25 protein-coding genes are annotated in these 22,767 nt (G+C 40.3%); 16 read left to right on the top strand and 9 right to left on the bottom strand.

The annotated features are described in order from the left end of the window. Window positions 1–12 precede the first annotated feature (12 nt). Window positions 13–744: a hypothetical protein gene (locus JWG41_RS14130; RefSeq protein WP_205270569.1), complete on the top strand. Its 732-nt coding sequence runs from the start codon at window positions 13–15 to the stop codon at window positions 742–744. Continuing rightward, window positions 741–1,406 carry a leucyl/phenylalanyl-tRNA--protein transferase gene (aat, locus tag JWG41_RS14125; RefSeq protein ID WP_205270568.1) on the top strand — a complete coding sequence of 222 codons (666 nt, stop codon included), beginning with the start codon at window positions 741–743 and terminating at the stop codon, window positions 1,404–1,406. Before JWG41_RS14130 ends, aat begins: the two co-directional genes overlap by 4 nt. On the opposite strand, the gene JWG41_RS14120 is transcribed toward aat, so the two are convergent. Then, window positions 1,384–1,974: a hypothetical protein gene (locus JWG41_RS14120; RefSeq protein ID WP_205270567.1), complete on the bottom strand. Its 591-nt coding sequence runs from the start codon at window positions 1,972–1,974 to the stop codon at window positions 1,384–1,386. The two genes, aat and JWG41_RS14120, sit on opposite strands and share 23 nt — an antisense overlap. 1 nt (window position 1,975) lies before the next feature. Further along, on the bottom strand, window positions 1,976–2,311 hold the full coding sequence (locus tag JWG41_RS14115) for an Mpo1-like protein (protein ID WP_205270566.1): 336 nt from the start codon (window positions 2,309–2,311) through the stop codon (window positions 1,976–1,978). Between the two features lie 215 nt (window positions 2,312–2,526). Between JWG41_RS14115 and JWG41_RS14110 the strand changes: the two genes are divergently transcribed. After that, window positions 2,527–2,814 (top strand): LIC10235 family protein, encoded by a 288-nt coding sequence (locus tag JWG41_RS14110; RefSeq protein WP_205270565.1) that lies wholly within the window; start codon window positions 2,527–2,529, stop codon window positions 2,812–2,814. A 5-nt stretch (window positions 2,815–2,819) separates the two neighbouring features. On the opposite strand, the gene JWG41_RS14105 is transcribed toward JWG41_RS14110, so the two are convergent. After that, window positions 2,820–2,996, bottom strand: a complete 177-nt coding sequence (locus JWG41_RS14105) for a DUF1289 domain-containing protein (RefSeq protein WP_205270564.1) — start codon at window positions 2,994–2,996, stop codon at window positions 2,820–2,822. Window positions 2,997–3,082: 86 nt separating this feature from the next. Here JWG41_RS14105 and flgN point away from each other — a divergent pair, with 86 nt between their 5' ends. Genes flgN through JWG41_RS14070 form a run of 7 tightly spaced genes read left to right on the top strand, consistent with a single transcriptional unit; the run spans window position 3,083 to window position 8,682 of the window. Then, window positions 3,083–3,595, top strand: a complete 513-nt coding sequence (gene flgN / locus JWG41_RS14100) for a flagellar export chaperone FlgN (RefSeq protein WP_205270563.1) — start codon at window positions 3,083–3,085, stop codon at window positions 3,593–3,595. 9 nt (window positions 3,596–3,604) lie between these two features. Continuing rightward, complete coding sequence (flgK, locus tag JWG41_RS14095; RefSeq protein ID WP_205270562.1) at window positions 3,605–5,518, top strand: flagellar hook-associated protein FlgK; 1,914 nt, start codon at window positions 3,605–3,607, stop codon at window positions 5,516–5,518. 5 nt (window positions 5,519–5,523) lie between these two features. Beyond that, window positions 5,524–6,789 carry a flagellar hook-associated protein 3 gene (locus JWG41_RS14090; protein WP_332461299.1) on the top strand — a complete coding sequence of 422 codons (1,266 nt, stop codon included), beginning with the start codon at window positions 5,524–5,526 and terminating at the stop codon, window positions 6,787–6,789. Window positions 6,790–6,841: 52 nt separating this feature from the next. After that, window positions 6,842–7,303, top strand: coding sequence for a flagellar assembly protein FliW (gene fliW, locus JWG41_RS14085; protein ID WP_205270654.1), 462 nt, complete (start codon window positions 6,842–6,844; stop codon window positions 7,301–7,303). A gap of 3 nt (window positions 7,304–7,306) precedes the next feature. Then, complete coding sequence (gene csrA / locus JWG41_RS14080) at window positions 7,307–7,546, top strand: carbon storage regulator CsrA (RefSeq protein WP_012390131.1); 240 nt, start codon at window positions 7,307–7,309, stop codon at window positions 7,544–7,546. A gap of 60 nt (window positions 7,547–7,606) precedes the next feature. Further along, on the top strand, window positions 7,607–8,281 hold the full coding sequence (locus JWG41_RS14075; protein ID WP_205270560.1) for a lysophospholipid acyltransferase family protein: 675 nt from the start codon (window positions 7,607–7,609) through the stop codon (window positions 8,279–8,281). Further along, window positions 8,278–8,682 carry an OsmC family protein gene (locus tag JWG41_RS14070; protein WP_205270559.1) on the top strand — a complete coding sequence of 135 codons (405 nt, stop codon included), beginning with the start codon at window positions 8,278–8,280 and terminating at the stop codon, window positions 8,680–8,682. The genes JWG41_RS14075 and JWG41_RS14070 overlap by 4 nt, the downstream gene beginning before the upstream one ends. A 16-nt stretch (window positions 8,683–8,698) precedes the next feature. On the opposite strand, the gene JWG41_RS14065 is transcribed toward JWG41_RS14070, so the two are convergent. Genes JWG41_RS14065 through JWG41_RS14055 form a run of 3 tightly spaced genes read right to left on the bottom strand, consistent with a single transcriptional unit; the run spans window position 8,699 to window position 12,686 of the window. Continuing rightward, complete coding sequence (locus JWG41_RS14065; protein WP_205270558.1) at window positions 8,699–9,526, bottom strand: metallophosphoesterase; 828 nt, start codon at window positions 9,524–9,526, stop codon at window positions 8,699–8,701. Window positions 9,527–9,540: 14 nt separating this feature from the next. Continuing rightward, window positions 9,541–11,775: an alpha-glucosidase gene (locus JWG41_RS14060; protein ID WP_205270557.1), complete on the bottom strand. Its 2,235-nt coding sequence runs from the start codon at window positions 11,773–11,775 to the stop codon at window positions 9,541–9,543. A 59-nt stretch (window positions 11,776–11,834) separates the two neighbouring features. Continuing rightward, on the bottom strand, window positions 11,835–12,686 hold the full coding sequence (locus JWG41_RS14055; RefSeq protein ID WP_205270556.1) for a sulfurtransferase: 852 nt from the start codon (window positions 12,684–12,686) through the stop codon (window positions 11,835–11,837). A 172-nt stretch (window positions 12,687–12,858) separates the two neighbouring features. Here JWG41_RS14055 and JWG41_RS14050 point away from each other — a divergent pair, with 172 nt between their 5' ends. The 4 genes from JWG41_RS14050 (at window position 12,859) to JWG41_RS14035 (ending at window position 17,486) form a co-directional block, all read left to right on the top strand. Next, window positions 12,859–13,728, top strand: coding sequence for an LIC11113 family protein (locus tag JWG41_RS14050; RefSeq protein WP_232374011.1), 870 nt, complete (start codon window positions 12,859–12,861; stop codon window positions 13,726–13,728). Next, complete coding sequence (locus JWG41_RS14045; protein WP_205270555.1) at window positions 13,721–15,178, top strand: S1C family serine protease; 1,458 nt, start codon at window positions 13,721–13,723, stop codon at window positions 15,176–15,178. Before JWG41_RS14050 ends, JWG41_RS14045 begins: the two co-directional genes overlap by 8 nt. Continuing rightward, entirely contained in the window at window positions 15,165–16,529 is a 1,365-nt protein-coding gene (locus JWG41_RS14040) for a PDZ domain-containing protein (protein WP_205270554.1), read from the top strand. Before JWG41_RS14045 ends, JWG41_RS14040 begins: the two co-directional genes overlap by 14 nt. Window positions 16,530–16,592: 63 nt before the next feature. Next, window positions 16,593–17,486, top strand: coding sequence for an ATP-binding protein (locus JWG41_RS14035; RefSeq protein WP_205270553.1), 894 nt, complete (start codon window positions 16,593–16,595; stop codon window positions 17,484–17,486). Here JWG41_RS14035 and JWG41_RS14030 read toward each other — a convergent pair. Beyond that, window positions 17,483–18,829: a hypothetical protein gene (locus JWG41_RS14030; protein ID WP_205270652.1), complete on the bottom strand. Its 1,347-nt coding sequence runs from the start codon at window positions 18,827–18,829 to the stop codon at window positions 17,483–17,485. The genes JWG41_RS14035 and JWG41_RS14030 overlap by 4 nt on opposite strands. An 82-nt stretch (window positions 18,830–18,911) precedes the next feature. On the opposite strand from JWG41_RS14030, the gene JWG41_RS14025 reads away from it, so the two are divergent. Then, window positions 18,912–19,538 (top strand): hypothetical protein, encoded by a 627-nt coding sequence (locus tag JWG41_RS14025; RefSeq protein WP_205270552.1) that lies wholly within the window; start codon window positions 18,912–18,914, stop codon window positions 19,536–19,538. On the opposite strand, the gene JWG41_RS14020 is transcribed toward JWG41_RS14025, so the two are convergent. Further along, complete coding sequence (locus JWG41_RS14020; protein WP_205270551.1) at window positions 19,516–20,793, bottom strand: oligosaccharide flippase family protein; 1,278 nt, start codon at window positions 20,791–20,793, stop codon at window positions 19,516–19,518. The genes JWG41_RS14025 and JWG41_RS14020 overlap by 23 nt on opposite strands. Before the next feature lie 3 nt (window positions 20,794–20,796). Then, window positions 20,797–21,807: a phosphatase PAP2 family protein gene (locus JWG41_RS14015; protein ID WP_205270550.1), complete on the bottom strand. Its 1,011-nt coding sequence runs from the start codon at window positions 21,805–21,807 to the stop codon at window positions 20,797–20,799. Between the two features lie 71 nt (window positions 21,808–21,878). Here JWG41_RS14015 and JWG41_RS14010 point away from each other — a divergent pair, with 71 nt between their 5' ends. Further along, on the top strand, window positions 21,879–22,700 hold the full coding sequence (locus tag JWG41_RS14010) for a lysophospholipid acyltransferase family protein (protein WP_205270651.1): 822 nt from the start codon (window positions 21,879–21,881) through the stop codon (window positions 22,698–22,700). Window positions 22,701–22,767 lie beyond the last annotated feature (67 nt).

Genomic DNA, 22,767 nt, shown 5'->3' with positions numbered 1-22,767 from the left:
GGTCTAAGCAGTATGATACGTAAAATCCTAATTTTTGCCATAGTTTTTCCATCTTTTTTGCCTTTATGGGCAGAAAAACCAAAGTACCAGTACTTCGGGAAAGCCTACGATCTGAATACCGGAAAGTACATTTATTCAGACAATCATAAAGAATATTATAATAATGGAAAACATATCTATTCGGACATCCTCTACAAAGATGCAGAGGGAAAAGTGTTCGGCACCAAACATATTGAATTCGATAAAAATTCAGAAGTTCCCACTTTCAAAACAGAAGACTTTCGAGATGGTTATACGGAAGGGGCGGATGTAAAGGCTAAGTCGGTTCGTCTATTTTCCAAACGTAAAAAGGAAGATCCTCTTGCTGAACGATCATACACTCCCAAGTATCCAGCAGTGATGGATGGGGGTTTTGATTATTTTGTCAGAAACAATTGGGAGACACTGGCCAAGGGAGAACGGATGTCTTTTCATTTCCTTGCCCCCATCCAGTTAGATGATTATAAGTTTGCCGCAGAGAAAATCCGAGATGGGGAATGGAAGGGAAGACCTGCCTTGTATTTGCGATTGGAAGTGGATAATTTTCTTTTGAAACAGGTTGTGAAACCCTTTCTTTTGGTTTATGATGTCCAAACCAGGCGGATTTTACAATTTGAAGGACTTTCCAATATCAATGATGAAAACGGAAAAAGTTTGAAAGTAAAAATCGTTTACGATTATCCAAAGGAAGTATTGGAACCTTGACCCAAAGGAGCTTAGACCAATTTTTTAAAAACCCACGGACTTGGAAGGAAGACCTTGTTGCTGTCGGTGGAGATTTCTCCGTAGAGCGTTTGTTATATGCTTACAAACGAGGGATTTTCCCTTGGTCAGAAGATCCCATTCGTTGGTATTGTTTAGACCCACGTGCTATCTTTGATTTACAACGAATTCATTTTTCAAAAACAGTACTCCGCAAAGTCAGACAAGGTAAGTTTCGTATCTCGTTTAATGAAGCCTTTCCGATTGTGATGCAAGGTTGTTCTTATCGTGAAAAAGATAATACCTGGATCACTCCTGGTTTTATCGAAGGGTATATAGAATTACATAGATTGGGATGGGCTCATTCTGTAGAAGTATGGAATGCCGAAAATATTTTGGTGGGTGGGGTGTATGGGGTTGCGATTGGTAAGTTCTTTGCCGGGGAGAGTATGTTTTCTTTTGAATCCGATGCAGGAAAGGTGGGGTTGTTCCACTTATTCGAAAAATTAAGACAGTCGGGATTTGCCCTTTTTGACACCCAACAACTCAATCATGTGACCTGGCAGTTGGGCGCTTATGAAATTCCTAAACTTTCTTATTTGGATCGTCTGGAACGTGCATTAGGTGACGCTAACCCTTGGATCATTCCAACTTCACCCGACTAAATTCGTCCAATTCCACTTTCCATAATTTCTGAACTTCTGCCGTAACAGCCTCCCATTCTTTTTCTCCAATTTTTGGAGCCTTGTAAGGATCAAAATTGGGATGGTTTTCCCAAAAAACATCTAATTCTGGTTTAGAAATGGTGGTTCTAAAAATCTCTGCTTCTTGGATCTCGGCATCGGGATTGTTTTCTCCCTGAATGAAAAACGGTTTGGAAAGACTGAGCGAAAGTCTATGAAACTGGTGGAGAGCCAGGGCGTAACCCACTCGCAGTAGTACCAAACTATGGTATTCCGTGCTTGTTTTTCTGTAATCGGAAGTATCATTGAAGGTGAGAGCTGAGTTACTGCCATATGTGATGTGGACTTCGTTCTTTTTGTCCGCATCCACACCCGATTCAAACCGCTTGAATTCTTGTCCTAGGATTTTTGGCAAAATCGTATTCGAAAAACTGAAGAGGTTTTCATGATTTCCATCTCGCAGAGCAGTGATGTCCTGTTTGGTGACTTCTTTCGGTTGGCAACCAACGAATAGAACAAAAGTTACGAGTAAGTTGAGAACAAGTTTCATCTTAACCTTTATTTGACTTAATTTTGGCAAATTCTACATCAATGCGACCGGTTAACATTTTGAAATACATGATCCAATCGGATACAAAAGAATAAAATGGATAGGTAAAGGTTGCAGGTCGGTTCTTTTCTACGAAAAAATGTCCAATCCATGCGAAGAAATACCCACTAACAAGGGCGAATGCTAAGATATAGAATTTACCAGTAGATAAAAATCCAAGGATACATCCTAAGGCTAGACTCGATCCAATAAAGTGAAGAGCTCGGTTGAAGGGATGGCTATGTTCCTCTAAATAAAAAGGGAAAAAATCTTTGAGTGCTTTGTATTTCTTATCCATACGTGGCTCCTTATACTTGATCTTAATCAATATTTAAACTTTGCCAAGACAAAAATGATTCTAAATATTAGAGTTTATCCCTAGTTTTTTTGTCTATATTCGATAAATAGGATATGATTTCAAAATTGTGTTGCGCGTTAGTGGGTACTGACTAATGTGCATTAACATTTAGAATCTAACAGAGAGTTAAATTTAGCAAGAAAGCAGGAGAATGTATGAAACCTAAATCGATTAAACCGGATGAGCTGAGTAAGATTTTTACCGAACTTAAAAAAGGTGAAGAATCTGCCATCGGAAGCTATTTGGTAAAAGGGGTTCGCCTTCAAATCAGTAAATACAATCTTTCCGGTGCAGAGCGAGTTCAATTGTTATACAAAAGAAGAAGAGCCCAAGGAATGTGTATTGTATGCGGAAAAAAAGTCACAAAGAAAAATCCATCTACAGATCAACTCTATAGATTGTGCGAAGAACACCGCAATAAGATCGACAAAGGCACTAAATAACCAATTTACCTGAGAGAGTTTCCCGCTTTTCTTTGCGGGAGCTCACTCCAAACTTTTTCCCTCTCTTCCTCGGTCATCACTGACCAACTTCCAATCTCTTCAATGGTGCGAAAACAGCCCGCACAGAGCTCTGAATCTGGGTCCATCATACAGACTTTAGTACAAGGCGATTTTAGTGACATAGGCCTGAAAATAGTAAATTTTTATAAATTTTCCTAAGCTAGTTTGGGAATCCGTCGATCCTTCCCATAAGGGAAAAGGAATTCGCATGTTGGATTGGGTAGAATCACTTAGAAGTTTATTTACTAATGAAATAGACTGTTACAAGCGCCTCCTGGAATTGGAAGGCAAAAAAAGAGCTGCGATCCATTCTGCGGACGGAAAATCCCTAGAGTCTTTCGTAAAAGACAGTTATCATATTATGGTAGAAGCCTCCGAATTGGAACGAATTCGCATGAAGGCCATCGAAGATGTCTACGATAAGGAAAAATTCGCAAAAGAAGAATCTTCCATCACTCTCACTAGTTTTTTAAATCAAATGGATCGTGAGTCCAATTTTAAATTAAAAACCTTTGCTTTAGAATTAAAGAAGGTAGTGGCCGATCTGAAAGACGCCATCATCACCAATGACAAACTCTTAAAAACAAGAAAAGAGTTTTTACAAACAACTGTTGACTCTTTGCAAGAGTTATCTAGAGAAAAAGTTTATACCTCACACAAACAACCGACAAGGCGTGGGCAGGGCCAAAAAGGCGCGATCATTTTGAACGCGACTGCCTAGGAGAATCGTATGGGATCAACATTCCAGGGAATTGAAATAGGGAAACGAGGACTTTCGGTCCACCAACAAGCGATCCAAACTACAGGTCATAACATATCCAATGCGGATAACAAACATTATGCTCGCCAACGAGTGGTAATGAATAGTATGGATCCGATTTATGATCCAGCTTTCAACCGGGCAGAAGTTCCCGGTCAAATTGGACAAGGGGTGAAAATTTCCGAAATCGAAAGGGTTCGGGATAATTTCATCGATGACCGTATTATTGATTCTTCTTCTCTCAAAGAATATTGGGGTAAAAAAAACGATTACTTATACCAAGTAGAAACTGTTTTTAACGAACCTACAGGAACCACACTTCGTTCCATGATGGATCAGTTTTGGTCTTCTTGGGAAGATCTTTCCAACTATCCAGAAGAAACGGCACATAGAGCTGTGGTCCAAGAGAAAGCAGAAGCCCTTGGATCCCGAATGGAAGATGTGTATCGCAAACTTTCTCTTCTTCGCGACCAATCCAATCGTGAAATTGAATCGAAGGTAAACCATTTAAATACGGTTGCTGAGAATATCAAATCACTCAACGAAAAGATCACAAAATCACAAGCATTAGGTGACAATCCGAACGACCTTCTCGACAGAAGGGACGAACTTTTACAAGAACTTGCGGGAATGGCAGACATTACCATTGGTCGCAGTGACGAAGATGAGCTTATGGTTTTTATTGGCCAACAAATCCTTGTCCAAGGACAAAAGGTTCATAAAATCGATCTCGTTGGAAATCCGAATAACGATGGCCTTCTTGATTTGAAATGGTCCCAAACGGGAGACAAAGTTTTACTTCGTCAGGGAAGTATCCAGGCTCTTTACGAAATCCGCGATAAGGTACTTGTAGAAAAAATCAATGCTGTTGATGCCCTTGCGATCAATGCTATGGATGTCATCAATGAAATCCACAAAGATGGATTTGGTCTGAATGGAAAAACCAATTTAAACTTTTTTGAAAGCCGTGCACTTGCCACCAATACCTTTGGGGAAATTGATACGGACGGAGATGGATTAAACGATAAAACGGCTGTGTTTCGTGTGACAGGTCGCACATCCATTGATGCGGATCGTCCGATTGGAATTTCCGGAACCATGCGTTTTTTGAAAGCAAGTCCTGGTGGGGAAACAGAGGTTCTTGTTCCTTATTCTAAAGATGATACTCTCAATGCAGTGATCAAACGAATCAATCGTTCGGAAACAGGGGTTGTGGCTTACATGTCGCATGACAACCAGTTGGCGCTAAAAGCAACGACAAACCCACTAGATAAAAAAGAAAACTTTATGATCCGTCACTTGGAAGATTCCGGGGAACTTCTTGTGGGTCTTACGGGAATTCTAACAGCAACGGGAGTGGCTGGATCTTTTGACTATCGCAAAGTAGGGGAGATCAATAAATTCCAAGCCAATGCACAGGACATCACTCTCACACCGATGTATCATCCCTCTTCATTCTTTAAAATGTCTGAAGATGTAAGAAACAATCCGGCTAACATTGCAGCAGCTCGTGGTAAGGATGTAAATGGATCGGGTGATTATAACTCACCTAACGGCCAAAAAGACGGATCCAATGCCCTTCTCATTGCGGCAGCCCTTCGAGAAAAACCGGTGATGTTTGATTATTCCAAAACTACGGATGATTTTTACAACTCACTGATTTCTAGACTGGGAACAGAAGCTCGCGAAGCAAAACAAGAGTATACAACGCAAAATGAACTGATGGTGGAACTTGAGAACATGCGTCAGTCCGTGATGGGTGTGAATTTGGATGAAGAGATGGCCAATATGGTTCAGTTCCAACAGTCCTATAACGCATCCGCAAGAATGATATCCACACTCAATGAAATGTTGGATACCATCATCAATAGGTTAGGTGTATAAAAATGATTCGAATCACTAACATGATGCAGAACAATTCCTTGGTGCGGAACTTAAACCGCCACCAAGTGGCTATGGATGAAACCCAAACCCAACTGGGAACGGGATTAAAAATCCGTAAACCTTCGGACGATCCGGGGGCTGCCACAAACCAAATGTACTTTCGTTCCCGATTGAACGAACTTTCCCAATACGAAGAAAACATTGGGGACGGATACCAAAGATTACAACAGATCGATGGTGTTCTCGACAAAATGGGAGAAATTTTCCAAAGGGCTCGTGTTCTTACGGTGCAAGCCGGAAACGGAATTTACCAAGGGGACAAGGGTTTTGAATTGGAAGTGGCGATTGGTAAAGAGATCGACCAACATTTACGTGCGATTGTGGATCTTGCCAATGCTCGAGATGCAACCGGACAACCTTTGTTTGGTGGTCATGTGATCGAACGCCCTCCCTTTGAACCTATTGAATCTAAAATCAAAGGTCTTCAAGGTCTTGAACTCAAAAACCAATACGTGGGTGTCGAGTATCGCGGTGATATCGGCGAACAACTCCGTGAAATTGAAAAGGGAGAATACATCCCGATCACCATTCCCGGTAACAAAGTATTTTGGGGAACGAACGTCAGTGTCACATCGAAAGTGGACAACTCCGCCTACCAAGCTACTTCTGACCAAAAATTCAAAATTGATGGTGTCGAAATCCATATCTCAGTGGGTGATACCATTGATGATGTGATTGATAAAATCAATAATGCACCTCTCGAAGTCAAAGCAAGTAAACTTGCTCAAGATAACATTTCCATTTCTTCTACAGCACCTCACCAAATTTGGTTGGAAGATGTGGATGGAGGAACAGTGCTTCGTGATATCGGACTTGTGGAACCAAGTGCGAGTGAACCACCGAATAACTTCTCTAAGTCGGCAACCGTAACAGGACTTTCTGTCTTTGATGTTCTCATCCAACTTAGAAACGACCTCATCCAAAAAGACCAAGAACGTATTGGTGGAAGAGATTTGGGTGATTTGGACTTAGCATTGGAAAACATCCTTCGCCACCGTTCCACTATTGGTGCTCGTATGAATCGTTTGGAACAACACGAAGACCGAGTGTCTTACGACAAAATGTATATGACGGAACTTCTTGCTAAAAATGAAGGGATCGATTTTCCAGAGACCATTATGAATATGAAGTGGTTAGAAACAATTCATAGTTATGCGCTCAATGTCGGTTCTAAAATTATCAAACCAACTTTGATGGATTTCCTTCGGTAACGGAAACTAAATGACGGTTATATTAGAAAGAAAAGAAAGTACAGGAACTAGAATGTCGGTAACGATTCACACAAAACCTTTCGGAACCATCCAAGTGGACGCAAAACAAATCTTAAAATTCCCGCAAGGACTATTAGGGTTTGATGAATTTGATGAGTATGCACTGATTGAAGAAAGTGCCGAAAGTCCATTCAAATGGTTACAATCCACAAAAGAATCGGGACTGGCATTTATTGTCATCCAACCTGAACTTTTTATGAACGATTACAAACCAGCGATTTCTGATGAGGAACTTCATGACATTGGACTTCTCTCGTGGAAAGAAGGACTGATTTTCCTCATTGTTACCATTCCCCATGACAATCCGAAAGGTATGACTGCAAACCTACAAGGGCCTATCATTCTGAATGGAAAAGAGGGAAAGGGAAAACAATGTATTTCCAGGGATGAAAATCATCCAATACGAAAGAACATCATTGAATCTATGGAAGAGATGTCTTCCGAAAAGGTATAATCCGTGTTAGTTCTTGCAAGGAGGAGCAACCAATCGATTATGATCGGTGACGATATTGAAATTGTCATTGTAGATATTAAGGGTGATCAAGTAAAGATTGGTGTCAAAGCTCCTAAAAATGTTTCTGTCCACCGGGCAGAAGTGTATAAAGAAATTCAGGAAGAAAACAAAAAAGCGGCCGGTACCAATATCAAACCGGAAGATTTGGGTAAACTTGGAGATTTGTTCAAAAAGAAAACTTAACTTGATCTTTCTTTAGATTTTCGTTTCCCTGGAGTTTAACTCTCGGGAGTATCATTCGATTTGAAACGTAAATTTTTAGTTTGGTTGTTACCGCTTCTTGCTGTTTGGTTCCAACGTTTGATTGGTCTTAGCTCCAGGTTTCGTTTTCTCACAAACGAACTATACGAAGAGTTATTCAGAAATAAAAAACCTTTTATTTATTCCATTTGGCATACGAACGTTTTGTACTCTCCTTATCTTCATAGAGGCAAAAACGTTGCGGTTTTGATTTCCGAATCCAAAGACGGGGATTACATCAATCAAGTCGTACACAGGTTTAAAAACACGAGTGTTCGGGGTAGTAGTTCCAAAGGGGGATCTAAGGCATTAAAGGCTGTGATCCAACATTTAAAAAAAGGGTTACCTGCTGCCTTTACACCCGATGGCCCAAGAGGTCCTGCCTTCATCCTCCAACCCGGAATCATTGCCGCAGCCCAAGTCACACAAGTTCCCATTGTTCCTTTCCATTATGAATGTAGTAGACAATGGATTTTAGAAAGAGCTTGGGACAAACATAGAGTTCCGAAACCCTTCACTACTTTTGTTGTCTCTTATGGAGAACCCATTTCCGTTCCTCGCAATTTGAATGAAGAGGAATTTGAAGAGATGCGTCTAAAGGTAGAAGACGCGATGTTAAAAAATCGTGATCGTGCGATCATAGAAGCAGAAAGAATTCATAAAGGAGAATCCCAATGACAGCAGCCTTCGAAGACAAGGTGGTAGTAACCACCGCTAAAACTAAATATGAAACAAAAATCTCTTCGGGAAAACATAGTTGGATCGCTGATGAGCCGGCCTCGAAAGAAGGAACAGATCTTGGGCCATCACCTCACGAGTTACTGGCTTCCTCATTGGGTGCTTGTACCTCCATTACTGTCAGAATGTATGCTGATAAAAAAGGATATCCTTTGGATTCTGTCGAAGTTCATGTAACAATCGATAAACGGTCTCCAGAAGATAACCAATTGACTAGAGTTGTGATTCTTTCGGGAAATTTGACAGAGCCAGAGAGAGAAAGGTTACTCTCCGTTGCCAATGCTTGTCCTGTTCATAAACTATTATCTGGAAAAATTGAAATCGAAACCAAACTAGGATAGATTCAGAAAGTTTCCGTTACACCCACAGAGGGATCACGGTGGCAGAACCTCCGTCCCATTCGATTTTTGTATGGAAGTGTTTTCCTTCACGAATCCTTGGGACTTTGGCACCGTTCACATAGAAGGTCCCACCCGTATATTCATGGGTCTCGCGTTCCTTTTTTTTACTAATGGAATGATGCATATGGCCTGAGAGAACCAAGGGAACTTTTTTCCCAATGGATTTGGCATAATTAATGGCTTCTGTGAGATCGATATCTCCCCAATCCCCACCTTCTTTTTTGAATTCCGCTCCATACATGGAATTTTTTGCGGCACCGAGCCCAAAAGGCCCGTTATGCGAAAGAAAGAATAAATTCTTTTCCTTAGTTCCATCAATCAGGCGTTTGTATTTTTCAATAGAGGCATCGATATTTGAAACCATATAGGTTTTTTTCATATTCGGTGCAAAACTAAGTCCCCCACCCATGGCATGAGGGCGACCGACGATGAGGCTTAAATCGAACTCCGATGATAAAACCAAAGAACTGTAACCGAGCAAACTGATTGGTTTTACTAGTTCTGAAAGTTTACGCATCCGGCTACTTTGACCCAGTTGGCCGGATTGGATGAGAATTTTGGATTGGATCACTTCGCCAATGATGGAAGTAAGACTCATCCCATCCCAATTCCCAGGAATCATATACGCTCGTTTGGTGAGACCTTGGAACGAAAGTTTGCCCAGTTTCGGATTGCCACGAAGGTCTCCCGTAAAGAACAAACAATCGTAATCCGATGCATTGAAATACTCGATATCATTTTGGTTCCAATAGCCGTGGATGTCGCCTATCAATGCAAATTTCATTTCTATCTCCTGATTTAGTCTTTATTACGAATGCTACTGATGGAAGAACGAATGAGACCTTCCGACTTTCCACCCACACGAATGAAGGCAGGTGGTTTTCCTATCGGTGCCGGAACTTGCACCTTTCTATAACCATCGTAAGTGGTCCCTGTCCAAATATGTTGCCATCTACCACGAGGAAGGTAAACATCCTGAACAATTTCCCCACCTTCCACAACAGGAGCCACAAGGAGATCATCTCCTAAGAAAAATTGGTATTTGTATTTCAGTAATGTTTTGTCTTCCGGTTCAACAATGGCATTGTGTCGAACGACGGGAATCCCTGTTTGGGATGCTTCTTCCACCAAACTTTGGATATATGGCTTTAAAGCAAAATGGATTCTTGCAATTTTTGCAAAGAGAGCCACAGTATCTTCATCACCCAGGGATTTGGTTCCATCTGGTTTGGTATAAGTGTACACTTGCCAATTTTTAAGAGGTCTGTTCCCTTCGTGGGTACGAAAGACGGGAGTGAAGGCGGAAGCTTCGGCCCAACGTAAGATGAGTTCTTTGGATCTATGGTAGTTTCGGAGTGGATTGGAAATGGTTGTGTAACCACCAATATCACTATGATTTAGCGCATAACCGCTGATACCCGAACTTGTGAGGCCAATGATGGAAGAAGGGAGTCCATCGTTGGTTCCAAAACTTACCATTTGGTCTCCTTCCCAAAAGAGTGTGGAGTGTGCATTCGAATAACTATATCCGGCACGAGTGAAAAAAACTATTTTTCCTTCCATACCCGCTTCTTTGATGGCTTCTCTGTTGATCCTTGCCCAATCAACAGGATAACGGTTGTGATAGATTTTGGCATCGATCCCAGAAGCAAGTTTGGCATCATAAGGCAACCATTCTCCAAAGTCGGCCATCCAACCGGAGAGTCCGGTTCCAATTAAGTTCTTTTTGATTAAATCTTTGGTCCAACGAACTGCTACCGGATTGGTGAGATCAATGAGATAAGCCGGAAAACCAACGGTTTGGATGAGGTAGTCTTCTCCTTTTTGATTTTTGACAAGGTACCCTTTCGATTTTGCTTCTGTTAAAAGTGGGTTTGTAAAATCATCTCCCGGTTTTTTGGGATCTGTGTCGGCAAGAAAGGAATTAATATAACCTAACACCTGTACATTTTGATCATTCATCGATTTTACAAATTTTTTGAAGTCGGGATAGAGAGTTTCGTCGGCATACCAACGCCATTTGAGTTGGTCTCCAAAATTAGTCACACGTCGCCCACACCAGTCTTGGATCCATAGAGCCGTCACTGGGTTTCCCGCATCTTTTGCTTGTTTGACGATGGCAGAAACTTTTTCAGTTCCGCCTTGGACACCGAGCCAAGTTCCATAAGCCCAATCAGGAAGTTTAGGAAACCTACCTGTTTTTTTGGTATAGGCCTCGATAAGGGCCTTGGAAGAATTTCCAATCCAAATGGTTCCAGTCAGAGATTTTTCCGATTGGAAATCCCAAAATTCAACCTTTGTTTTTTTGGAATCACTGAAGTCAAAGTTCGCATAACCGCTGTTTTCAAAAAATAAAGAACGGTTTTCGGAAGTGATGTAGTGGGGAATGGGTGCGTAGGTTGTGTAAGCATTTCCCCCGGCGCCGGCTAGTAAGTTGGCTCCCGCAGTGATGGGTTGGTCTCCCCGTCCGACTCCTTGTTCTTCGGTGAAGAGGAAGGGAGTTTTTCCTTTGAGTTCATCATAAGTAAACTGTTCTCCGAGTCCAAAAATCTTTTCTTCTGGATGAGAGCCGTATTGGAATTGGATTCTGTTGAGAGTGGGATCCGATAAAGTGATTTTGAATTCGATTTCGGTTTCTGATTTAGCAACAAATACGATTTGGTAGTCACTGGAACAATCACTACTAGTTAACTTTCCTTTAATGGTAATTTTGCCTGTTTCTTTTTTGACTTCGTCTATGGATTGTTTTGTGCAGGATTTTTGCAAACTCTCTTTGAATTGAAAAGAGGCCATTCGGTATTTGGCGGTGGTTTCTTTGGTGAAGGATTTGAGAAAGGGTTCTTCCAAAGAAAGTTTGATAAAGTCCTTTCCAAGAGATTGGTTTCTTAAGGTGAATTCATTTGCTGATTGGATCCATTGAATTCCCTTGTTTACAGGGAATGTTTCTTCCGCGATGGGAAGCTCGGAAATGATGCGAGACGCACATTCCAGAAAGAATATAGAGAATGATAAGAGAAATAAACGAGATGCCATCGACCCCTCCAGGAGCAGGAGTAAGTGGATCGATGGATCTGGGTTTCGTAAATCCTTTTTTAAACTTTCTTGCGATCGACTCCGCCAACTCTGGGAGCTGCGGCAGCTGCCCCTTGTTTGGCACCAAAAACCGCAACGGCTTGTTTGGGTAGGCTCGACTTTCTCCACTCAAACCAAGAACCTTGGTAGGTAGTGATGTCGATATAACCTGCTTCACGGAGCATGAGGGCTAACAAACAAGACCGAGCCCCGTTGTAATCGTAGATCACAGTGGGTCTTTCTGGCATAAAAGGAAAACCATTCAGACGTTTTTTGAATAGAGAACGTTCGATGAGGTTTGCTTCCCCATCATACAAGTTCCTCCAATCCCAAAGGAAGGCTCCAGGCAAACGTCCACAGAGAGTTCCTTCTTCCGGGGCAGTGAGTCTTGGCAATCGGCCTTCGTATTCGTCCATGGTTCTTGCATCGAAAATTTGAAGTTTGGTAAGATTTCGTTCCATAAAGGCTTTGTCTACGACACCTTCAATGGGTTTTACTTTGTCAGCGATCGGTGGTTCTACTTTCAACACACCTTTTGATTTTGTTCCCGTAGCAGGCCATTTTTGACCGAGAACGTAGGCGTCTTTGATCCCCATTCCTCGGAGTAAATACACCATACGAGTGGAGAACATTCCCATTCCCTCATCGAAAACGATGATTCGTGTCTTCTTAGATTTTTGAAATTCTTGAACGACGGAGGCCATAGGCCCGTACAATTTCTTTTGAGATTCTGGATCAGATCCAAATGCTTTTTTGATAAATGGATAGTAGTAGGCACCATCTAATGTTTCTTCTTCATATGCTGATTGGGAACGACAATCGATGAGGAAGTCACCAGGTTCTATTTCGGTTTTAAGAAAGTTCCAGTTCAAAAAAGTATTCTCCTATTTCTTACATTACTTTTCCACCCCTCGAATTTTTGAAAGTCTGAAAACCAAAAAAAAAGTTCATCCTCGGTTCGAGACATAATGAGAAAAGAAATCAATGGGATGCCAGTTGATTCTGCTGGGTAGAGGAGCCGATAATCACCATAGTCGGTATTCCATGATTAGGCAGTTATCTATATACTTCGGATTGATTTTGTTTCTTTTGGCGACGGGATTTCTGTTTGCGGAGCGCACAAAAACAAATCCATCCTTACAATCGCTAAAAGAAGAGGTGAGTGCTTGGAAAGAGCGAAAACCGTCTCAATCCATTAAAAAACAGATTCGTTCCAGGCAAAGTTTTCCAATGGATGATGGAAATTGTCATTTGGAACCTGCATCTCGTATCTCTTCTGTTACCTATTTTCGATTCAGTTGCCAAAATGAGTCCGATCCCATGCTCATTAGGTTCCAATCCAATCAAACAAAAAAAATAGATCCTGATACCTTTCGATTAAGGGCTGTTCATCGGATTGGAAAAAAACAATATTTAGAAATTGAAACAGGGCTTGTGGTTGGGGAAACAAAGTTATCTCCTCGGTTGAATACAGATGATACGGATCTAGACTATCCTTCTAAAAAACAAGGCCCGGTTGTTTTAGAGGGAAAAAAAACAATCAGTCCTTACAAACCGATTCAGAATCCCAATTTGTTTTATTTTAAATCCGTTACTGAAAATCCACGTAGAAGAAAAGATGTTCCGGCCAATATAGAAGTCTTCTTTGATTCCTCTTGTCCTTTAGAGTTTTTGGAAAAGGATGAGAGTTTTTATTGGGATCAAACAGTATCTTATGTTTTTCGTATCACATGCATTCGTGATTCTGCTTACAGTTTGATCCGAGTGCCTTCTTCCACTTCCGGTGATTTGTTATCATCGAATACTATATGGAAAGATCCAAAACCTGGGGATCGAGTTTTAGGAAATGCTGTCCTAAAAAAAATCACAGAGACTCAAACTTTTTGGGAGAAAATCATTTTGTATTATGAATAAATTATTTAAACTCTGCATTCTATTTTTTGTATTGAGTCAGTCACTCCTCGCTCAAGTAGATCCTGAGCCAGCAGTAGAATCTATTTTTCGTTCTGTAGTTTTAATTCGGAATGAAGGATTTAATACCGAAAACAAAACCCAACCATGGATGAAAAAGAATTTATCCATAGGATTTGGATCAGGACTTGTTTTGCCGAACCAAACCATTTTGACAAATGCTCATGTGGTGCGTGATGCCAAAAGAATTCTTGTAAAAAGTAGTTTTACTAAGAAAGAATATTTAGCAGATGTTAAATACATTGGTTACGATTGTGATTTGGCATTATTACAAGTAAACGATCCTGACTTTTCAGAACAAACAAACTCACTGTCTTTTTTGGAAGGAGTTCCCAATTTGGGATCGGATGTATTACTCCTTGGTTTTCCAAATGGAAGTGATAGCCTATCCGTGGAAAAAGGATCGGTTCTTCGATTTGAAAAAAACAGATACACCTATTCGGGGTTAGATTATCGGAATGTATTAAAAATCAATGCCAATATCCAACCTGGAAATTCTGGGGGCCCTGCCGTTCAAAATGGTAAAGTGGTCGGTCTTGTTTTTCAAATTAGTACTTTGGAACAAGGGATTGCGTATTTGATTTCGAACGATATCATTCGTCATTTTTTAGAAGACATTGCGGATGGAAAGTATGACGGGTTTCCCAATATTGGATTGACTTTTCAAAATGGAAATCCTAAAAGCCTGAAACAAGCCATGAAAGTTCCTTCCGACCAATCGGGAATTTTTGTGAACCGAATTTATCCTTCTTCTACATTCTCCAAAGTTTTAAAAGAAAAAGATTTTGTAACCGCAGTGGATAGTTTGCCACTCACAAACGATGGTGAAATTTCCGCGGCTAGCAAAAAAGAGTTCATCATAGATTGGATCGAAAACAAACAACTCAATACCAAAGTGACTGTGAGTTACTACCGAGCCGGTAAAAAATATGATGCCGAAGTGAACCTTCAAAAAAACTACGCTTTAGATTTGTACAGAGATTCTACAGAAGATTATTTTTTACAGGCGGGATTTGTTTTTCAACCCATCACCAGATCTTTTTTTCATTCCGAAGATGGAGACTTGGATAGTTCTTTAAAATACCACTATAGCTATTTTATCCAAGATTTGTTATACCGTTACACCACTCGGGATATTGTTCTGAGTTATACATTTAACGATCCTGAAACATCAAAATATAAAAAGTATAAATACAAAGTGGTTGAGTCGATTAACGGCCGTGTTCCCAAAGACCTAAATGAATTTAAAACCATTTGGAAGGATGGGAAAAAAGGATTTGTTGTCCTTAGGTTTCGAGGAATGGACTTACCCATCGTGTTAAGGCCAGAGTCTGTCTATCAGATGAACCAACGTGTGAAAAAAAGATATGGTGCGAATTATGAAGAGTTTTAAATCCGCTTTTGTATTTTTTCTGATTTTTGCCACCTTACTTCCTCTTGGTGCAGAAAACTTTGAAGACAAACGTGTCATTGAATCTAGGATTACATTCCAAAAAACAAGCCATCAAAATCCCTGGCTTGTGGGAGAACCGTTCTCTCGTAAGTTAAATTTAATTTATATTGGCAAAGGTCTTTTTTTTGGAGTCACACTTCCTAAACAAAATCCAGTTTTTGCTGAGTTTGAATCTTTTGATTATTCGGTTCCTAAGTTAGGAATCAAATCGTATGACGAAGAAACAGGATTTCTTCTTTTGGAAGCAAAAGAAATCCCGAAACTCCCAGCGCCCGTGGTTTTGGATTCCAAATCATCGAACAAACTTTGCCCTACAGGAAAGTCTCGTTATGTTTTCCTTCCTTTTTCTAAAACACCAATCAAAGTTTTTTTACTCGATAAAAAAACATCGGAAGAGTCTGACTTCTTCTTCAAAAATCAACTGTTATGTGGTGTGACTATTTCTGAATTTTTAATTCCCACGGAATATGTGGAAACCTTTTACCGCACTGGTGGAAAACCATTTCCTCATCCTGGATTGGTTTTTGATATCAACCTAACCCCATCCGAACGAGAATATTATTCTAAAACAATCACAAATCCACTTCTTGTCACTGAAGTGATTCCTGGAGTTGGCCCCGCTTACAATTTGTTTCCGGGAGATTTGGTCACAGAAGTCAATGCAACCTCACTTTCCAAGGTGGATGATTGGGACCGGACAGATAAAGTTTATGATTTGATTTTACGAAAACCAAACGGTGTTTTGCGTGAGTTAGGAGAAACGGTTCAATTGAAACTCCACCGGAACTTTCAAAATCAATCGGTGAGTTATGATTTACGTGCTTATGATTCTAATGACTTTTTAATTCCTGAAGAAGCTAAAAAAAGGAAACCTTTGTTTTTGATTGTGGGTGGGTTTTTCTTCACTGAACTTACCAATGCCTATTTGAAAGAATTTGGTTCGGAATACCGGGTGAAGTCGGAGAAAAAACTCGTTTATCTTTCTGACTACTACCAAAAGAAGGTGCACCCTGTCCGAGAGAAGATTGTGATTCTCAGTCGTGTTTTTCCCCTAGAGGGGAACCTAGGATACCAAGAATTCCAGGATTTGGTTTTAGAAAAAGTCAATGGAACAAGAATCACATCACTCGGTCAATTGAAATCCCTACTCCAGTCGGAAGACACCACCTATTATGCGTTTGAGCTTTCTGGTGGAAAGATAGCCTTTTTTACTCGTAGGGAAATTTTGGACTTACAACAAGAGTTACAATTGACTTATAAATTGGGCCGTTCTTACAACTTAGAAGATTAAAATTCAAAAATAGATTTACAATTGTTATAGATTGGAGTTCCCTTTACTCTAAGACTCCACTCTATGAAAATTCTTTTTGTTGATGACGAAGATACCATCCGCGAATTGTTCTGGGAATACTTCAAAGATGAATTTAATGTCACTCTTGCATCCGATGGGCAAGAGGCTCTTACCATCTCTAATCAAAATACATTTGATCTTATCATTTCTGATATCAGCTTACCAAAATTAAATGGAATTCAATTCATTCAAAAACTAAGAGCGGATGGAAACCAAACGCCCTTTTTGGTAATCACCGGCGATAGCGACATTCAAATTGCCATTGATGTTTTTAGAATGGGTGCTGTTGATTTTTTCCTAAAACCATTCCGAATGGAAGCCCTTCGTTCACGGATTAAAAAGTTTGAAAATGCCGATATTGATTTAACTCTACTTTTTAATAGCGGTGAAATCATTCAGTTCAGTGCGGAACGTAAAATAAAAATCCGACCACAAATCAAAAAGTTAAATTCCTATATTGCTTTTATCGTAAAAGAAATTTTAAACTCTCCGATTGCTACCCAAGAAGATTTGATTTCTATAAAGATAGTTTTGTATGAACTACTTGCCAATGCCATTGAACATGGTGTTGCCGGTGTGAGTTACGCAGAAAAACAAGCTTGTTTGGAAGCCAATGAAGATTATTTTAAGTTAGTCGATTCTCGTTGTGCAGAAAACAATTCGTCTGTGTTTATCGAAATCTCTATGGATGACGTGGGAATTACTGTGGTGATTCGAGACGAAGGAAATGGATTTGCTGTCAGCCAAATTCCGAATCCAGTAGTCAACCCGGCGGCCAACTTAGTGAGTGGAAGGGGAATCTTTCTTGCTAAGATGAATATTGACTCCATTGTTTATAATGAAAAAGGCAATGAAGTTCGATTTTTCAAAACTTGGTATAAGTTAATGCAGTCTTAAAACTGGATTCCTAAAGAAACATAAAATCGTAGGTATTCTTTTTTAGGTTCTTCTTCCGTGAATGGTTCTGTAATCCAAACGCGGGTTCTACGCGGGTCCATGACTGTATAAGATGCACTCATTTGGGCAAAGAACTTACCGTAATCATTGGATAAAAAACTAATTTTTCCAATCACTTCATTGCCCTTTCCCAAAATGGAATCAGATCGATTGAGAAAAAGATCGGTACGTAAAAAAGAATACCAGTCCCATCCCATTTGAATCCCATAAATTCGATTTCCTTTGTTTTCAAAGTTCGGATTTTTTTTTGTGGGAACATCTCGGAACTGAGGGGAATGGATCAAATCCAAAGATTGATACAATAAAAAAGAAGAGTACCCACCTAAGACTCTTGGTTCGGCAAAACTAGACGCATAACCATTGCTATTGGAATCTAACCGATCTTTCTCATCTTTTTTGGTTACAAGTCCCGCGAGTGCGAAACTAAATTTTTCACCTTGAGAATGCAGAGAAAAATAACCTAAGTAGGAATTAGTGGCTGTTTTTCCCTCTGACCAAGGATTGGTTGAGGATTTGGATTCTCCCAAAAGTCGAATGCCTACAAGATCCATAGCCCATGTTTCCCAAAATTTTCTCGATTGGAATTCCATTCCACTATAAGAATACCGCCCTGAAACCCTTTGGCCGGATTGGATTTGTCCATTGGTATTGTGATTGGGATCAGAATATACATAATGGAAAAAACGAAACTCTTCCCAGAATAGATTTTTTTCGGAACCAATGATCCCACCGTAAATTTCTCTACGATATCCTGTCCAGGGCGGACTGGACCAATTTTCTAATTCTGGTTTGGCATTTAAGTGAATCCCTGTTATGCGAAAACCAGAAGAATGGGATATGGATACCGATCCGTAATTGGCCATACCCACAAAGAAAAATCCAAACCGGTCCAACCTGTTGAACCCGCGACCTGCTTCGAGTCCCAACTGGATTCCTGAAATTTCTTTAGAGAGAAGGATGGTGGCTTCGGAATCATAAACGGTGCGTACTTCTTTATTGACGACTCGGCTTTCGGAGAGGGCGATCCGCGGTGCGAGAAGGATTCCCAAATTCCAACCTTGGCCTGCATAATAAAAGAGAGTGGGTGTTGTTACATTGCCTTGTGAATAGTAACGGTTGGCTTTTTCCGCATCCACTCCCCCTTTTTGGGAATGGAACCTTCCACCGGTGATGAGCTCTGTTTGGACACCGAAACCTTTGTTTTCGGGAGCTTGCGGTATCTTTTGGATTCTATCTTTGACCACCACTCGGCCAAAATTACGATTGGCGCGGTCGTCATCCATTACTGAGTCAGAATAGGACTGAGCAGAAAGTCTGGAAAAAAAAGAAAGAAAGAGAAGGGAAACTATCCCGATACTTTTAGGGATGAAGAAAATACTTTTGAAATACAGACATGGATTTCTTCTCATTTTCCCTCTTCTGTTGGTTATTTTTTCTTATAGGGAAGCTGACACTCGTTTTTCTCAAGATTTGAGTCGGTTTTTTGAAAAGGCAGACCATAGCAAAGAGGAAGCCGTTATCTTTGCTTATCTCACGGAAGCGGAAAAAACAAATTTATCGGTTCGTCGTAAAAAAGAACTTTCCCGAGCTGTGGTTCGATTTTCGCAAAAATTACAATTTCCCGATGGCACTTTGTTAGGTGGATATCCACCTAATCCTTCTCTATTTTTACTGGCTTGGGCCAAAACAAGATCGGATTTTCATACGAACCAATCTTTGGGTTATGGGATTCTCGGCTTGTCGGAGATTTTTGTTCGGGAATTTGAACTGTCCTCAGGAACTAAAATCAATCGAGACTACGACATTCAAAACGATTCCATCCAATTGAAAATGGTCATTTTAAAACTCAAAGAATTTCTTGCCGAAGGGAAGTCGGTAAAAGATGCCTATTTGAAATTATACGGAACCAATGTTTCTGCGAGCGAGTGGGAAACTTTGGAGACAAACTACAAAAAAATATATGAGTTTGTTACTTCCGAAAGTAAGCCATAAAGTAACCGGTTAAAAGTAACCAAGAAACTATCTGACCGAGAAAGAGTGATATCGCAGCTCCATTGGCACCCCAATCGGGAATGATCCAATAGTCAAAAATTGCACCAAATAACAACCGAAGTAGCGCAAGACCCGCGAGGAGCCTCGGTAATCCCAGAGCGAATAGGGCCGTTCCTAAGGGAGCAAATACCAATTGTAATAAAAAGTTCGGATACAGAATTTTAAATACAGAAATGGAATTGGTATACTTTGTCCCGAATAACAATGTTAAGATGGGTTCTGCTAGTAAAATTCCAGGGGCTAGGGCAATGGCTATCATTCCCCCCAAAAATACAGATTTTTTTAAGACCGTAGGAAATTCTTCTGTTTCTGCAAGTCTTGCTAGTTTTGGAAAGATGATGGAATTAAAAGTCGCAAGGATGATGATAAAGCCGCTAAATAGTTGTAAGGCGGTTCCGTAATCGGCAACAATTTCAGGGGGATGGAATTGGTTCAAAAAGAAAATTTCCAATCGATCAGAAAGGATGGCACAAATTGATGCGGCAAAGGCCCAAAGATTAAAAAGTAAAAGTTTTTTTTCGCTCGTTCGAATCTCGGAAGACTCCGCTGTAAAAGATATTTCTCCTTTCCCAAAAAAGAAAAAAAACAAAAACAAAACAAAGATAGGAGCGATACAAAAAATCGCAAGTATGTCCATGTAAGTCAGTGGATGAACACTGGACTCCGAAAAATACAATAACAACAAAAGCCGAACTACGTTGGGTAATGGGTTCCAAAGCGATAGCGATTTGTACTTACGATAAGAAACAAAAAGACTTTCGAAATAGGAAATAAACGAAATGATAATCCCACCGAATAACAAAAGTAATAACACAAAATAGTTTTCATCGCTCACGAAATAAGTGGCAAAACAAACTAACGAAAGAAACAAAAAGGAATAAAATTTGATCCGAAGGGATGCATTGAGGATGGCACCAGGATTTTCTTTTTTTTCCGCTAGGGGAGAGATGTATTTGATGAGGGCATTCGGAAGCCCAAATTCAGCAACAGCCAAAACAACGGGTAAAAAACCTAAAAAATATTGGAGTTTTCCGTTCTCTGCTTTGCTAAGCAGATTCACGGAATAAATCATAAACACCAAATTGGTAATGGCGGATACGGCTTTGGAACTACTAACGAAGATGGAGTTTTTTAGGACTCCCTCTTTCGTTAGTTCTGTTTTTAGAATCTGAAATATCTTTTTTAATTTTTGCATGTATTAGTTTTGCAAAAACTTTCCTTTTTGGATTTTTTGCAGAACCAAAGGGACGATGGCTACAAGCGCAAATCCCACAACCAGGTAACGTATGTATCTCAAAAACAAATCATCTTTCCAAATGGATGATTTAATCAGACTGCCTGGAATGACATAGAGTAACGTGATCACAATGGCTAAAACTAACAAACGAACTAGAACCGTATTCCAAAAAATACGAAATTCTTTGGTTCCGAATGAGAAACTAAACTTTGGAAGAGACCAATTTAAAAACTCAGGTTTGCTAAATCTTGGATAAAAAAGAACTCCTAACCAAAAACCTCCCAAGGCTCCACTGGACATGATTAATCCGACTAAACTATGGTGATGTTCTTCCGAGAGAAAGGGAGAATCTAATGCAATCGGCGAAAGAGTGAGGACAATCCCAAGAAGGCCCAAGGTTCTGTATTTTTGTGTGATGATAAAGGTAAGTTTTGAATCCTTCGCATAAAATCGATTCAGAAACCAAATAATAATGATTAAGTGAATGAAACCTAATCCAAATCCCAAACCAACATCACCAAGGTAGTGAACTTTCAAATACATCCGAGAGAATGGCATAAAAAGAATGATAAATGCAGAAAGAATACGAAACCAAAGTTTGGGGATTCTATAAGCTAACAATCCCCAGACGACTATGGCCGAATACACATGCCCTGAGGGTAATCCAAATGCTTTTTCATCGAAAGCTTCTGGGTAAGGAAAAGGTCTTGGGCTTTCTAAAAAAAACTTAAAAAGGTAAACGGAGATTCCAGAAGTCAACAAACTCAAAGAAAGTTCGAAAGCCAGTTTGGGCCGGTAGTAAATATAAACAAAAGAGATAAGACTCAAGAAAAAACTACTTCCTCCAAAATAGTGGCAGATCGTAGAAATTGTCTGTAAGACTCCACCGAGCGTTGGATCCCAAATATGTAGGGAATCCAGGGGTAGGGAGGAGAACCAAAGGGAGTTCTGTGCTAGGAAGAGATCTTTCATAGGAATTTCCATCTAAGATGAAAATCCAACTTGATTTCATAAAGTTTTATTTTGAAATATGTGATGATTCTATGGATTCAAACCAAAACGCCTCTGATATTTTAGAAAGTCTCTTTGTCATCCCCCGGGAAGTTCCCAAAACCATCCTCCGTAACCTTTTGGAGCTGATTTATGATGTCAAAGTGACTGGATCGGAGAATATCCCGGAGTCCGGTGGGGCTCTCATTATCTCCAACCATACGGATTATTTGGACATTCCTGTCCAAGGTGCCTATGCGGATCGTAAAATTGTCTATTTAGGCAAATATGAACTCTTCCACCCACAAGAAGAGATTATGGCCATCATCAATCACAAAAACTCTCCTTTCAACTACCCACCCCTCAGTTTGACAAAGCCCATTATTGAAGTTTTGTTAAATTCTCTTGGAAGCGTAGTGAAAAAGAACCTGATCAATTGGGGGAGTATGCCCATCATTCGCAATGCCGCCAAGGATTCGGAAATGGACAAACGGGCCGCCATGGACTACTACGAAAAACTGGAAACCTATATGGTGGATCTAATGAAAGAAGGGGAACTTCTTTCCATCTATCCGGAAGGTTCTCGTTCAGAAACCGGAGAGATCCAATCCTTTCGGGCGATGGCTGCAAAACTGGCCATCCGCGCTGGGGTTCCGATCATTCCTTCGGGAATTGTGGGGGCGACCAATATGTCCAAACCCAAAGCCTTCCTCACGGGAGATGCTTTCAAAACCAAAATTCGTTATCTGATTGGGAAACCCATCCTTCCATCTGAGTTTCCGACAGGCCTTGAGAAAAAAGCGGCCAAAGAACTGACGGAAATTCTCGAAAATCGGGTGCGAGAGCTGATGAAAAAGGCGGAATCGATACTTTAGTCTCGACCGTTCGGGAAAATTATGGCATAGTTTCAATAGCTATGTCATTCCCGTCACATTTTCCAAT

The organism is Leptospira chreensis (assembly GCF_016919165.1).
Lineage (GTDB): Bacteria > Spirochaetota > Leptospiria > Leptospirales > Leptospiraceae > Leptospira_A > Leptospira_A chreensis.
The sequence above is the reverse complement of the archived record's forward strand: the minus strand, read 5'-3'. Positions and strand labels throughout refer to the sequence as shown.

Excerpts from the sequence above, each read along its gene's own strand:
- JWG41_RS14130 (WP_205270569.1), top strand. The coding sequence starts at position 13 with ATGATACGTAAAATCCTAATTTTTGCCATAGTTTTTCCATCTTTTTTG.
- JWG41_RS14120 (WP_205270567.1), bottom strand. The coding sequence starts at position 1,974 with ATGAAACTTGTTCTCAACTTACTCGTAACTTTTGTTCTATTCGTTGGT.
- JWG41_RS14115 (WP_205270566.1), bottom strand. The coding sequence starts at position 2,311 with ATGGATAAGAAATACAAAGCACTCAAAGATTTTTTCCCTTTTTATTTA.
- JWG41_RS14110 (WP_205270565.1), top strand. The coding sequence starts at position 2,527 with ATGAAACCTAAATCGATTAAACCGGATGAGCTGAGTAAGATTTTTACC.
- JWG41_RS14105 (WP_205270564.1), bottom strand. The coding sequence starts at position 2,996 with ATGTCACTAAAATCGCCTTGTACTAAAGTCTGTATGATGGACCCAGAT.
- flgN (WP_205270563.1), top strand. The coding sequence starts at position 3,083 with ATGTTGGATTGGGTAGAATCACTTAGAAGTTTATTTACTAATGAAATA.
- flgK (WP_205270562.1), top strand. The coding sequence starts at position 3,605 with ATGGGATCAACATTCCAGGGAATTGAAATAGGGAAACGAGGACTTTCG.
- fliW (WP_205270654.1), top strand. The coding sequence starts at position 6,842 with ATGTCGGTAACGATTCACACAAAACCTTTCGGAACCATCCAAGTGGAC.
- JWG41_RS14070 (WP_205270559.1), top strand. The coding sequence starts at position 8,278 with ATGACAGCAGCCTTCGAAGACAAGGTGGTAGTAACCACCGCTAAAACT.
- JWG41_RS14065 (WP_205270558.1), bottom strand. The coding sequence starts at position 9,526 with ATGAAATTTGCATTGATAGGCGACATCCACGGCTATTGGAACCAAAAT.
- JWG41_RS14060 (WP_205270557.1), bottom strand. The coding sequence starts at position 11,775 with ATGGCATCTCGTTTATTTCTCTTATCATTCTCTATATTCTTTCTGGAA.
- JWG41_RS14050 (WP_232374011.1), top strand. The coding sequence starts at position 12,859 with ATGATTAGGCAGTTATCTATATACTTCGGATTGATTTTGTTTCTTTTG.
- JWG41_RS14045 (WP_205270555.1), top strand. The coding sequence starts at position 13,721 with ATGAATAAATTATTTAAACTCTGCATTCTATTTTTTGTATTGAGTCAG.
- JWG41_RS14040 (WP_205270554.1), top strand. The coding sequence starts at position 15,165 with ATGAAGAGTTTTAAATCCGCTTTTGTATTTTTTCTGATTTTTGCCACC.
- JWG41_RS14035 (WP_205270553.1), top strand. The coding sequence starts at position 16,593 with ATGAAAATTCTTTTTGTTGATGACGAAGATACCATCCGCGAATTGTTC.
- JWG41_RS14030 (WP_205270652.1), bottom strand. The coding sequence starts at position 18,829 with ATGGATGACGACCGCGCCAATCGTAATTTTGGCCGAGTGGTGGTCAAA.
- JWG41_RS14025 (WP_205270552.1), top strand. The coding sequence starts at position 18,912 with ATGAAGAAAATACTTTTGAAATACAGACATGGATTTCTTCTCATTTTC.
- JWG41_RS14020 (WP_205270551.1), bottom strand. The coding sequence starts at position 20,793 with ATGCAAAAATTAAAAAAGATATTTCAGATTCTAAAAACAGAACTAACG.
- JWG41_RS14015 (WP_205270550.1), bottom strand. The coding sequence starts at position 21,807 with ATGAAAGATCTCTTCCTAGCACAGAACTCCCTTTGGTTCTCCTCCCTA.
- JWG41_RS14010 (WP_205270651.1), top strand. The coding sequence starts at position 21,879 with ATGGATTCAAACCAAAACGCCTCTGATATTTTAGAAAGTCTCTTTGTC.